At 71.6% G+C, this 12690-nt stretch carries 8 protein-coding genes and 1 pseudogene; 3 read left to right on the top strand and 6 right to left on the bottom strand.

Annotation, left to right across the window (positions count from 1 at the left end; genetic code table 11):
- The first annotated feature begins 269 nt into the window (after nt 1-269).
- The gene (locus ACLIBK_RS21955; RefSeq protein WP_415389447.1) at nt 270-1451 is read left to right on the top strand and encodes a glycosyltransferase; all 1182 of its coding nucleotides are present in this window, start codon (nt 270-272) and stop codon (nt 1449-1451) included.
- Complete coding sequence (glf, locus tag ACLIBK_RS21950; protein ID WP_415389446.1) at nt 1444-2592, top strand: UDP-galactopyranose mutase; 1149 nt, start codon at nt 1444-1446, stop codon at nt 2590-2592. Before ACLIBK_RS21955 ends, glf begins: the two co-directional genes overlap by 8 nt.
- 396 nt (nt 2593-2988) lie before the next feature.
- Here glf and ACLIBK_RS21945 read toward each other — a convergent pair whose 3' ends face one another.
- The 3 genes from ACLIBK_RS21945 to ACLIBK_RS21935 form a co-directional block, all read right to left on the bottom strand.
- Entirely contained in the window at nt 2989-4245 is a 1257-nt protein-coding gene (locus tag ACLIBK_RS21945; RefSeq protein WP_415389445.1) for a D-amino acid dehydrogenase, read from the bottom strand.
- Between the two features lie 299 nt (nt 4246-4544).
- Nucleotides 4545-6563 carry a TonB-dependent receptor plug domain-containing protein gene (locus ACLIBK_RS21940; RefSeq protein ID WP_415389444.1) on the bottom strand — a complete coding sequence of 673 codons (2019 nt, stop codon included), beginning with the start codon at nt 6561-6563 and terminating at the stop codon, nt 4545-4547.
- 1 nt (nt 6564) lies between these two features.
- Nucleotides 6565-7179, bottom strand: a complete 615-nt coding sequence (locus ACLIBK_RS21935) for a YfiR/HmsC family protein (RefSeq protein WP_415389443.1) — start codon at nt 7177-7179, stop codon at nt 6565-6567.
- Between the two features lie 211 nt (nt 7180-7390).
- Here ACLIBK_RS21935 and ACLIBK_RS21930 point away from each other — a divergent pair, with 211 nt between their 5' ends.
- On the top strand, nt 7391-9280 hold the full coding sequence (locus ACLIBK_RS21930) for a putative bifunctional diguanylate cyclase/phosphodiesterase (protein WP_415389442.1): 1890 nt from the start codon (nt 7391-7393) through the stop codon (nt 9278-9280).
- Nucleotides 9281-9634: 354 nt separating this feature from the next.
- Here ACLIBK_RS21930 and prpC read toward each other — a convergent pair whose 3' ends face one another.
- From prpC to ACLIBK_RS21915, 3 genes and pseudogenes are all read right to left on the bottom strand, one after another.
- The gene (prpC, locus tag ACLIBK_RS21925) at nt 9635-10798 is read right to left on the bottom strand and encodes a 2-methylcitrate synthase (protein WP_415389441.1); all 1164 of its coding nucleotides are present in this window, start codon (nt 10796-10798) and stop codon (nt 9635-9637) included.
- Nucleotides 10799-10811: 13 nt separating this feature from the next.
- Entirely contained in the window at nt 10812-12326 is a 1515-nt protein-coding gene (locus tag ACLIBK_RS21920) for an MmgE/PrpD family protein (protein WP_415389440.1), read from the bottom strand.
- 277 nt (nt 12327-12603) lie between these two features.
- Nucleotides 12604-12690, bottom strand: a pseudogene (locus tag ACLIBK_RS21915) (IS5/IS1182 family transposase); the annotation flags it as partial.

The following is a 12690-nucleotide window of genomic DNA, read 5'->3' as shown; positions in this document are numbered from 1 at the left end:
CGGCGGGGGGCGGCGGTTTTGCTGACACAGGTGTGATGGCTCCCCAGCCTGGTGGAATGGTGAACTGCGTGCCCGACGTGTTAGAGCAAGGGTAAGCCGCTGGCACTCCCGGGCCTGACCCCGGTCGGAACGTGCTGCAGCCGGCATCCCACCCGGTCCCCGCTTCGCTGGGCCGCTTCATCCGGTGTCCTGGACGCCAATCCAGGCCGTTAAAAGACGCGGCGGTGGACGCCTGCGGCGATGGCGGCCTGCTGCGAAAGGAAGACTTCTTGGACCAAGTCCCGGCCGCCGGCCAACGCCCCCTGCTACTCTGCTTTTCCCACCTGCGATGGAGCTTCGTGACGCAGCGGCCGCAGCACCTGCTGACCCGCGCCGCCCGCAGCCACCGCGTCCTGTACTGGGAAGAGTCGCTGTTCGCGGAAGGGCCGCCGCGGCTGGACCGGCAGGAACAGGCATCCGGCGTAACGGTGCTGGTGCCCACCCTGCCGCACGGGCTGGACGAGGCCGGGGTGGAAGCCGCCCAGCACCGCCTGCTGGAAGACTACCTGGGCGTGGCCCGGCCGGACGTCGCCTGGTTCTACACCCCCATGGCCATGGGCTTCGCCGGCTGGGTGGAGGCGGCGGTGACCGTGTACGACTGCATGGACGAGCTGAGCGCCTTTCACGGCGCCTCGCCCCGGCTGCTGGAGCTGGAGCGCCAGCTGTTTGCCCGCGCCGACCTGGTCTTCACCGGCGGCCGTTCGCTGTATGAGGCCAAGCGCGACCGCCACCGCAGCGTGCACTGCTTCCCCTCCTCCATCGACGCGGCGCATTTCGCCGCCGCCCGCACCGGCGTGGCCGAGCCGGCGGACCAGGCCCCGATCGCGCGGCCGCGCATCGGCTTCTTCGGCGTGGTGGATGAGCGCATGGACGTCGCCCTGCTCGGCGAGGTCGCGCAACTGCGCCCGGACTGGCAATTCGTGATGCTCGGCCCGGTGGTGAAGATCGACCCCGCCACCCTGCCCCGCACGGAAAACCTGCACTGGCTGGGCAGCAAGCAGTACGCCGAACTGCCGCAGTACCTCGCCGGCTGGCAGGCGGGCTTTATGCCCTTCGCGCTGAACGAGGCCACCCGCTTCATCAGCCCCACCAAGACCCCGGAATACCTCGCGGCCGGGGTGCCGGTGGTGTCCACGCCGATCGCCGACGTGGTGCGCCCCTGGGGCGAGGACGGGCTGGTGGCCATCGCCGGCGATGCCGCGGCGGTGGTGGCGGCGCTGGACAGCACCATGGCCGAGCGCAGCACCGCCGGCGACGCCGCCGGGCGGACGGCCTGGCTCGGCCGCGTGGATGCGGCGCTGGCCCGCATCTCCTGGGACCGCACCTGGGACGGGATGCTGGCGCTGATCCGCGGCGCGGCCACCGCGCCCGCCGCAACCCCCACCACCCTTCGGGAGCCCTCCTATGTTTGATTGGTTGGTGGTGGGCGCCGGCTTCGCCGGTGCCGTGCTGGCGGAACGCCTGGCCAGCGTGCGCGGCGAGCGCGTGCTGGTGATCGACCGGCGCGACCATATCGCCGGCAACGCCTATGACGAGCACGACGAAGCGGGCGTGCTGATGCACCGCTACGGCCCGCACATCTTTCATACCAATTCCGAGGCGGTCTTCGCCCACCTGTCCAACTTCACCAAGTGGCGGGCCTATGAGCATCGCGTGCTCGGCAAGGTGCAGGACGGCAAGCTGGTGCCGATCCCCATCAACCGCACCACGGTGAACCGCCTCTACGACCTCGCCCTGACCAGCGAGGCGGAGGTGGAGGCCTTCTTCGACGCCCGCGCCGAGAAGGTGGCGGAAGTCCGCACCTCCGAGGACGTGGTGGTGGGCCGCGTCGGGCGCGAGCTCTACGAGACCTTCTTCCGCGGCTACACCCGCAAGCAGTGGGGCCTGGACCCGAGCGAGCTGGACAAGTCCGTCACCTCCCGCGTGCCGACGCGGGCGGACAACGACGACCGCTACTTCACCGACAGCTTCCAGTTCATGCCGGCCGATGGCTACACGGCGATGTTCAGCAAGATGCTGGACCATCCCAACATCACCGTCATGACCGGCACCGAATACGCCGCGGTGAAGGACAAGTTCCCGCACCGCCGGCTGATCTGGACCGGCCCGGTGGACGAGTTCTTCGACTTCCGCTTCGGCAAGCTGCCCTACCGCTCGCTGCGCTTCGAGCACCAGACGCTGGACCAGGAATGGTTCCAGCCCGCCGGCACCGTGAACTACCCCGGCGAGGAGGTGCCCTATACCCGCATCAGCGAGTACAAGTACCTGACCGGGCAGGTGCACCCCAAGACCACCATCACCACCGAATTCCCGGCGGCCGAGGGCGACCCCTATTATCCCATCCCGCGCCCGGAGAACGCCGCCCTCTACAAGCGGTACGAGGCCCTGGCCGACGCCACGCCGAACACCTGGTTCGTGGGCCGGCTGGCCACCTACCGCTACTACAACATGGACCAGGTCGTAGGGCAGGCCCTGGCCACCTTCCGCCGCATCGAGGCCGAAGTGCCGCAATCGGCCGCCAACGACGGCCCGCTGCTCGCCGCCGGCGACTGACACCATCACGCCACGCCGGGGAGCGCTGTTCCCCCCCGGCGTGGCGCCGTGATGGGGCGGCGCTGAGGGACGGGGTGGGTGCTTCGGTGTTCAGGCGGTGGCCAAGGGGGCTCTGCCCCCTTGGAGCCCCCGCGAGGAGCTTAGGCTCCTCGACCTCATGAGTGCCTCCGGCGGGGGCGGGTTGGCCGAGGGTGCCCGCCATGACTGACGTGGATCATCCCGCCCCCGCCGGAGGCACTCAACGCGGGGTCCGGGGAGTTCGTAACTCCCCGGCGGGGTCCAGGGGCAGCGCCCCTGGCCACGGCTTGAACCCCCAAGAACCGAACCCGCCCCCCAGCACCGCCCCAGTCACCGCGCGACGCCAGGAGGGGAACAGCACTCCCCGGCCCGGCGCGATCAGCTGTCGTAGCGGTGCAGGGCGAGGTCGGCGCTCTCGATCTCGGGGGTGCGGCCGGAGATGATGTCGGCCAGGACGCGGCCGGAGCCGCAGGCCATGGTCCAGCCCAGCGTGCCGTGGCCGGTGTCGGTGAACAGGTTGCCGTAACGCGTGGCGCCGACGATGGGGGTGCCGTCGGGCGTCATGGGGCGCAGGCCGGTCCAGAAGCTGGCGCGGGACAGGTCGCCACCGGCGGGGAACAGGTCGCCCACCGAATGTTCCAGCGTGGCGCGGCGAGGGCGGCGCAGCGTGCTGCTGAAGCCCGCCAGCTCCGCCGTGCCGCCGACGCGGATGCGGTCGCCCAGCCGGGTGATGCCGACCTTGTAGGTTTCGTCCATCACGGTGGACACCGGCGCGGCGTCCGGGTTGGTCACGGGGATGGTGATGGAGTAGCCCTTCACCGGGTAGACCGGCAGGCGCAGCCCCAGCGGCCGCAGCAGCGCCGCCGAGAAGGAGCCCATGGCCACCACGTAGGCATCGGCGGTCAGCACGCCCGCTTCCGTGTCGACGCCGGACACGCGGTCGCCCGTGAACTGCACAGCGCGGATGGGCGTGCCGTAGCGGAAGCGCACACCCAGGGCTTCCGCCAGGGCGGCGAGGCGCTGGGTGAACTGGTGGGCATCGCCGGTCTCGTCGCCCGGCAGGCGCAGGCCGCCGACGAACTTGTCGCGCACCCGCGCCAGCGCCGGCTCCGCGCCGATGCAGCCCTGGGGGTCCAGTACCTCGTAGGGCACACCGTACTCGTCCAGCACGGCGGTATCGCCACCGACGTGGTCGAGCTGCTTCTGCGTGCGGAACAGCTGCAGCGTGCCGCGCTGGCGGTCGTCGTAGCGGATGCCGGTCTCGGCGCGCAGGTCGCGCAGCGCGTCGCGGGAATACTCCGCCAGCCGCACCATGCGCGCCTTGTTGGTGTGGTAGGCGTCCTCCGTGCAGTTCGCCAGCATCTGCGCCAGCCACCAGGCCAGCTGCGTGTCGGGGCGCGGCCAGATCACGAAGGGGCGGTAGCGCATCAGCAGCCAGCGCAGCGCCTTGAGCGGGATGCCCGGCCCGGCCCAGGGCGCGGAATAGCCGGGTGATACCTGCCCGGCATTGGCAAAGGAGGTTTCCATGCCCGAGGCGGGCTGGCGGTCCACCACCTCCACCTCATGGCCCGACTTGGCCAGGTAATAGGCTGCGGTGGTGCCGACCACGCCGCTGCCGAGGATGAGCACCTTCAAGACCAGAACCCCTCCTGCGCCGCTGCGTCGGCCCGCGCGACGCGGCGGGGCAACCCGCCCCCACCATGCCGGGCGGGAACCCGCCTCGCCAGGGGGTGCGCCCGCTGCGGCGATAACCCTTCGGAGAACTGGCCGGCTCCGCCCCGGCGGGGGGGCGGCAGGCGCGCTCCGGTCCGGCGACGCGTCCGGCGGCGGATCGCCCCGTCCGACGCGGGCGGGCACAGGGCCGCCGGGCGATCGCAGGGCCGGAAGGGGCGTGCTGGGCCAGGCAGGCGGGCGCAAGGCCGGGCGGGCACGCCTCAGAAGTCGACGCGAAGGGACAGGTAAACGCGGCGCTCCGCCTTGAGGGCAAAGGTCTGTTCCTGGCGCTGGTGCAGCAGGTTCTCCCCTTCCAGAGCCAGGGCCATGCCTTCCGTCAGGCGATATCCCAGGCGCGCGGCGACGGAGGCGTAGTCGCGCACCTCCACCAGCACGGAATCCACGTCGTTCACCGTGCGGAAGCCCCGGGCGCGGCTGGCGTAGCGGCCGAACAGGTTCGCTTCCAGCGGTCCCTGGGTCCAGCCGATCCGCGCCAACACGAGGTGCCGCGGCGAGGCACCCTTGTAGTCCATCAGCGACGGCCGCAGTTCGCCCGACACGGCGGCGAGGCGGTACTGCACGCCCCAGTCCACCGCCCGCGACACCCGGCCGGCCAGCGACACGTCCAGCCCGACGACATCCGAGCGGCCGAGATTGTAGGGGGAATAGGTGTCGTAGGGGACCTCGGGCGGTGAAAAGGCCACCGCCGACAGGCCGCTGCTGAAGCCGTGATTGCGCTGAAAGAAGCCGGTGATGCCGGCCTGGCCGTCGATCACCTCCAGCCGCCGCCGGTATTCCAGCTGGTAGTCGTTCACCACCGTCGGGCTGAGCCGCGGGTTGCCGCTGTCCTGGTAGCCGAACCCCGGGTAGGAATCCCGCCAGCCCAGGTCGGACAGGCTGGGCAGGCTGACGCCGCGCGCGGCGCCGACGCGCAGCGTGTCCGCATCCGTCACGCGCCACACCAGGCCGAAATTCCAGGTGGGCGTGCCGAGGGAACGGTCATAATCCCGGTCGCCATAGGGAAAGGCGGGATCGTCGTAGCCGGAAGCGCCGAGCCAGAGCTGATCGTAGCGCAGCGCCGCGGTGGATTCGAGCCGGTCGGTGATCGCCCAGTTCCACATCAGCCCGCCGGCGGCGATGTTGTAGGACACCTCCGTGCCGGGGATCATGCTCATGGTGGTGTGGCGGAATTCCGCGAAGGGCCGCAGCGTGTGCGAGGCGCCCAGCTTCACCGTGTCGCTCAGCTCCGCCACGGTGACGGAATGGCGCGTGGGAAAGGCCGTCGCCGCGTAGCCCGCGCGGAAGGCGGTGTGGTAGACCTGCGCCTCGACCAGCCCGATCCCGGTGTCGGCGGAAACCTGGCCCCGCAGGCTCCAGGCGCGCTTGTCCTCCCGCCAGACCTGGCCGTAGTCCATGAAGTCGCCGCCGATCGCGCGGCTGAAGCTGCCGTCCAGCCCGACCCGCACGTTGTCGGTGACGCGGAATTTCGCTTCCGCCGCGAACTGGGCGCGGGTGGGGGAACGGCGGGCGTCGAGCTCCTGCGTTTCGAATTCGGTGAAGCCGCGGCTCCAGGAATGCTCGCCGCGCAGGCCGGCGGAAAGCCGCACGCCGCCGCTGCCGCGCTCCGGCCCGAAGGGCGCGGTGACCACGCCGGAGGCTTCCCGGTAGCCCCCAGTGCCCAGCCGCACCACGCCGTTGGACACGCGGTCATGCGCCGGGTCGAAGGTGATGATGTTGACCACGCCGGCCAGGGCGTTGAAGCCGAACAGCGCGCTGTTGGGCCCCTTCACCACCTCGATCTGCCGGATCTCGGTCAGCTGCACCGGGATCGAGTCCCAGGCGACGTAGCCGTAGTGGTCGAGATAGACCTGCCGGCCGTTCACCAGCACCAGCAGGCGCTGCGTCATCGGCGTGGCATAGCCGCGCACGCCCACGGAATAGTCGTGCGCGTTGTACTGCTGCACGTCCAGCGAGGTGTAGCGCGCCAGCACCGCGGGGATGTCGTGCGCCCCGGAACGGCGGATCTGCTCGGCGGTGATGATGTCCATCGCGACAGGCACGTCGGAGGCGCGCTGCGGCTTGCCGCTGGCGCTGGTGGTCACAGGCTCGCCGAACAGTTCCTCCAGCGCGCCGCGGTCCACGTCCTGCGCCGCCGCCGGCGCGGCGAGTCGGGCCGCGAGCAGCGCCGCCAGCAGGGCGGCGCCGAGGAGGGGGCGGGGGGCGGGCCGTTGGGGGAACACCTCAGCGCTCCTGGATCATCATGCGGAAGGCGGCGGCGAAGCTGACGCCGGCAGCCTCGGCGGCGGCGCGGTTGACCAGGATCTCCACCCGCGGGCTGCTGCGCACCGCCAGCACCACGGTGCCGCCCTGCACCGCCCCGGGGTTGGTGGTGATGGTCACCACCCCGCGCCGGGCGATCGCCGCGGCGACCTCCCCGGCCTGGGGCAGCGCGGCCTCGGTCAGCAGCAGGGCCGCTGTGCCGGCCTGGCCGGCGCCCGCCACGGTGACGAGCCGGGGCCGCATGGTCAGGTTGCCCGCGCGCAAGCCGTCCCCGAAGCGTTCCGCGACGCGCTGCGCTTCCGCCCGGCCGGCCGGGGATTGTTCGGGATACACGATGCCGATCTCCGCCTGGCCGGTGGGCGGCTGTTCCAGGAAGGCCAGGGCGCGCACCGCGACCTGGAGGTCGCGCAGGGTCGGGTCGGCGGCGGCCGGAAGGGCGAGCGCGCCCACCCCGAGCACGCCCAGGCCGAGCAGTGGCAGGCCGAGCAGCGGCAGCACCGAGAAGCGGCGTCGGGCGCGGTCGATCCGGGCAGGCCGTGGAAGGCGGCCGCGCGGTTCGGACGGGGTGTTGTGCAAGCGGCAGCCTGCCCTTCGCTGGCGTGTCGTGTCCGCGGGGAAGCGCCGCATCCGCGCGTCCGGCCATGACGCCGGATGGGGGAGTGTGCCCGACCGCATTTAAGAAACCCCAAAGGCCGCGCGCCCTGCCTCGCCATGCGCCGCGGCTGCCTTGAGGAATTGTTTGCGAAGCCCGGTGCAGTCTGGGCGGGTTGCCGAGGGAAAAGACTGGTTGTCCTGGAGTCCTGCCTTGTGGTTCCACGGCCTCGCCGGGTCGGGGCGCAGCGCCACCGTGGGCGCCGCCGCGGCGCTGCCGGGGACACCCAGCCGCGTGGTCACCCGGACCGTCACGGGGCTGGCCGGGCTGGCCGCGCTGCTGATCGCCGTGGCACTGCCGGTGACCTATTTCTCCGCCGCGCGCTACCGGATGCTCGGCGCGCTGGAAGCCAGCGCCACCCTGCACGCGGCGGAGATCGCCGAGCTGGTGCGGCGCAACCCCGCCTTCTGGGAGTTCGACCGGCTGCAGATCACGGTGTCGCGCGGCCGCGACCCGGAGGAGCGCCGGCGCGTCTTCTCGAGCGACGGCCGGCTGGTGATGGAAGCCGCCGCCGAGGAGGAGCTGTTCTGGCCGGTGCTGAGCCACGAGGCGCCGGTGGTGGTGGACGGGGAGGAGATGGGCGTGGCCGAGGCCGCGCGTTCCCTGCGCGGGCCGCTGGCGACGACGGGGCTGGTGGCGCTGGCCTCCACCGCCCTGGCCGGGCTGATCTTCGCGGTGCTGCGCGTGCTGCCGTTGCGGCTGCTGAACCAGGCGCTAGCGCGGGCGAGCTTCCTGGCGGCGCACGACCTGCTCACCGGCCTGCCCAACCGCGCCCTGTTCGCCGACCGGCTCGGCCAGGTGCTGGCCATGGCGCGGCGCGAGGCCGAGCCGATGGCGGTGCTCTGCCTCGACCTCGACCGCTTCAAGGAGGTCAACGACACGCTGGGCCATGCCGCCGGCGACCGGCTGCTCAAGGTGGTGAGCGCCCGCCTGTCGGCCACGCTGCGCGACAGCGACACGCTGGCCCGCCTGGGCGGCGACGAGTTCGCCATCATCCAGCCCCGCGCCCGCCAGCCCGAGGCCGCCGACGCCCTGGCGCGCCGGCTGATCGCGGCACTCGAGGAGCCGGTGGACCTCGACGGCCACCAGGCCAGCGTCGGCGTGTCCATCGGCATCGCCATGGCCGACCGCTACGGCCAGGCCGACCCGATGCAGCTGATGCGCGACGCCGACCTCGCGCTCTACAAAGCCAAGGAGAGCGGCCGCGGCGGCTACCGCTTCTTCGCCCCCGAGATGAACCGCAAGCTGCAGGAGCGCCGCGCGCTGGAAGCCGACCTGCGCGTCGCCCTGGCGCAGGGCGGCTTCCGGCTGTTCTACCAGCCGCAGATCAACCTCGACACCGGCGCGGTCACCGGGGCGGAGGCGCTGCTGCGCTGGGAACGGCCGGGCGTGGGCAACGTCCCCCCCGACCGCTTCATCACCGTGGCGGAGGAAACCGGGCTGATCGGCCCCATCGGCACCTGGGCGCTGCACCAGGCCTGCCGGGAAGCCGCCACCTGGCCGGCGCACCTGACGGTGGCCGTCAACGTGTCGCCCGTGCAGTTCCGCCAGGCCGGGCTGTACGAGGCGGTGGTGGCCGCGCTGAAGAGCAGCGGCCTGGACCCGGGCCGGCTGGAGCTGGAGATCACCGAGGGCGTGCTGCTCAACGACACGGACGACACGCTGGCGACGCTGCGGCGCCTGCGCGACGTCGGCGTGCGCATCGCCATGGACGATTTCGGCACGGGCTATTCCAGCCTGGGCTACCTGCAGAAATTCCCCTTCGACAAGGTCAAGATCGACCGCTCCTTTATCCGCCACCTCGGCAGCGACCGCAGCGCCGAGGCCATTGTGCGCGCGGTGGTGGGCATGAGCCACGCGCTGGGCGTGCACACCATCGCCGAAGGGGTGGAAACCCACGCCCAGGCCGACATGCTGCAGGTCGAAGGATGCCAGGACGTCCAGGGCTACCTGTTCGGCAAGCCCATGCCCGCCGAAAGCTTCGCCGCCCTGTTCCGCCAGCCCGCACCACCGCCTACGGCCTGACCACTGCCGTGCGCCGCCTGACCGCCGCCGGGGCCGGGCGTGCCTGCTGGGTGGTTCAGGTCGTTCCTGAGTGGTTTGAGCGTTGGCCAGGGGCGCTGCCCCTGGACCCCGCCGGGGAGTTACGAACTCCCCGGACCCCGCGTTGAGTGCCTCCGGCGGGGGCGGGCCGGGACACGTTGTCCTTCATGACCAACGTCGGCCAACCCGCCCCCGCCGGAGGCACTCATGAGGTCGAGGTGCCCCGGGCTCCTCGCGGGGGCTCCAAGGGGGCAGAGCCCCCTTGGCCGCGGCTGAACACCCAGGCGCAACCTGAACCACCCAGCGGCACACCCTCCGGCCCGGGCGCGACGCAGGTCAGGCAGTGCCGGGTTCGCGGCGTTCGGCGAGGGGGACGAAGGGGCGGTTCTCCGGGCCGGTGTAGTGGGCGGTGGGGCGGATGATCTTGCCGTCGGCGCGCTGTTCCAGGACGTGGGCGCTCCAGCCGGCGGTGCGGGCGATCACGAAGAGGGGCGTGAACATCGCGGTGGGCACGCCCATCGCGTGGTAGGAAACGGCCGAGAACCAGTCGAGGTTGGGGAACATCCGCTTGGTGTCGGCCATCACCGTTTCGATGCGCTCGGCGATGCGGAACATGCGGGTGGAGCCCGCTTCCTCCGACAGTTCGCGCGCCACCTCCTTGATCACGGCGTTGCGCGGGTCGGAGACGGTGTAGACGGGGTGGCCGAAGCCGATCACCACTTCCTTGGCCTCGACGCGGCGGCGGATGTCGGCCTCGGCCTCGTCCGGGTCGGCGTAGCGCTGCTGGATCACGAAGGCGACCTCGTTGGCGCCGCCGTGCTTGGGGCCGCGCAGCGCGCCGATGCCGGCGGTGATCGCGGAATAAAGGTCGGAGCCGGTGCCGGCCACCACGCGCGCCGCGAAGGTGGAAGCGTTGAACTCGTGCTCGGCGTAGAGGTTGAGCGAGGTGTGCATGGCGCGCACCCAGCTCTCGGGCGGCGGGGCGCCGTGCAGCAGTTCCAGGAAATGACCGCCGATGCTGTCCTGCGCGTTCTCCACCTCGACGCGGCGGCCGTTGCTGCTGAAGTGGTACCAGTAGAGCAGCATGGAGCCGAGCGAGGCCATCAGCCGGTCGGCGATGTCGCGCGCGGCGGCCGGGTCGTGGTCGTCCTTTTCCGGCAGCACGCAGCCCAGGGCGGACACGCCGGTGCGCATCACGTCCATCGGGTGCGCCGCCGCGGGCAGCGCTTCCAGCGCCGCGCGCACCGCGGCGGGCAGGCCGCGCAGGGCGCGCAGTTTGGTCTTGTAGGCGCGCAGTTCGGGCACCGTGGGCAGGGTGCCGTGCACGAGGAGATGGGCGATCTCCTCGAACTCGCACTGCCGGGCGATGTCGAGGATGTCGTAGCCGCGATAGTGCAGGTCGTTGCCCGAACGGCCGACCGTGCACAGTGCGGTGTTGCCGGCGGTGACGCCGGACAGGGCGACGGATTTCTTGGGCTTGGGTGCTGCGGTCTCGCTCATGCTGGGTGTTCCCTCAGCCACGGTGGTTGAAGATGCTCGGGCGCGCGTTGCTCGCCAGCTGGCCGGCCGGCAGCGCCACGGTCAGGCCGAGCAGTTCGGCAGCGCCGAGTTGCGGCAGGCGCTGCACGAGGTCCAGGAAGCGGCGCGACTCCGCCGGATCGATCAGGCCTTCGGTCAGCGTCTGGAACTTGCGGATGTAGTCGGGCCGGGTCCAGGGCGTGGCGCCCAGCGTGTGGGCATTGGCCACGGCCAGCTCGTCCGCGATCACCGAGCCGTCCTGCATGCGGATCTCCACCCGCCCGCCGAAGGCCTTCACGTCCGGGTCGCGCGAATGGTAGCGCTCCGTCCATTTCGGGTCTTCCAGCGTGCGGATCTTGTGCCACAGCCGCACCGTGTCGGGCCGCGCTGCGCGCTCGGGCGCGTAGGAACGGACGTGGTGCCATTCCCCGTCCTGCAGCGCGACGGCCAGGATGTACATGATGGAATGGTCCAGCGTTTCGCGCGACGCCGTGGGGTCCATCTTCTGCGGGTCGTTGGCGCCGGTGCCGATGACGTAGTGGGTGTGGTGGCTGGTCTCCACCACGATCTCCGCCACCTCGTCCCAGTTCGCCACGCGCTTGCCCATGCGGAAGGCGAGGTCGATCAACGCCTGGCTCTGGTACTCGGCCGAGTGTTCCTTGGTGTAGGTGTCGAGGATGGCGCGCTTGGCCTCGCCGGGGGCGGGCAGCGGCACGCGGTAATGCGCGTCCTTGCCGTCCAGCATGCGGGCGATCACGCTGTCCTCGCCCTCGTAGATCGGGGACGGGGCGCCCTCGCCCAGCATGGCGCGGTCCACCGCCTCGATCGCCAGCTTGCCGGCATGGGAGGGCGCGAAGGCCTTCCAGGAGGAAATCTCGCCCTTGCGGCTCTGCCGGGTGGCGGTGGTCACGTGCAGCGCCTGCTGCACGGCCTGGTAGATGGTTTCCGTGTCCAGCCCGAGCATCGTGCCGATCCCCGCCGCCGCCGAGGGGCCGAGATGGGCGACGTGGTCGATCTTGTGCTCGTGCAGGCAGATGGCGCGCACCAAGTCCACCTGGATCTCGTAGCCCGTAGCCAGGCCGCGGATCAACGCCGCGCCGTCCAGCCCGCATTGCTGCGCCACCGCCAGCAGCGGCGGGATGTTGTCGCCGGGGTGGGAATAATCCGCGGCCAGGAAGGTGTCGTGGTAGTCCAGCTCGCGCACCGCCGTGCCGTTGGCCCAGGCGGCCCATTCCGCGTGCACGCGCAGGCCGGGATCGCAGCCGAACACGGTGGCGCCGCCCTCGCGCGGGTGGGCCAGGGCCTGGGCGCGGGCCGCCGTCACGGGGTGGCGGTTGATCGCGGCGATGGCCACGGCGGCGTTGTCGATGACCCGGTTGACGATCATCTCCGCCACCTCCGGCTCCACCGCCACCGGATCGGTCGCCACGGCGGCGATCTTCCAGGCCAGCTGCGCCTCGCGCGGCAGGCGCTCGGCCTCGGGGTGGACGGTCACGTCGTGGATGATCATGGACTGGCCTCGGGTACGGTGAACGGCATCGGCGCGGCGCCGGGCGGAACCGCCGGCGCCTGCGGCAGGGTCGGCCCGCCTGCCCCCATCGCAGGCGCCGCCTCCCCCGCCGCGATCATCGCCCGGTCCGGCCCGTCCTGCCAAATCCGCGGCTTGGCCCGCGCTGGTGGTGCCGGTTGGTGCTTGCTGTTCGGGCCGTGGCCAAGGGGGCTCTGCCCCCTTGGAGCCCCCGCGAGGAGCTGAGGCTGTTGTGGACCTGCTCCAGGTTGAGGAGGTTCTTGAGCATGAGGCAGGCGAAGGCGACGAGATGCAGGCCCGCGAGGGTTTCGGGGAGGCGCTCGTAGTCACGGACGAGGCGGCGAAA

It is taken from the genome of Roseomonas sp. BN140053 (assembly GCF_047690175.1).
In the GTDB taxonomy this organism is placed as follows: domain Bacteria; phylum Pseudomonadota; class Alphaproteobacteria; order Acetobacterales; family Acetobacteraceae; genus Roseomonas.
The sequence above is the reverse complement of the archived record's forward strand: the minus strand, read 5'-3'. Positions and strand labels throughout refer to the sequence as shown.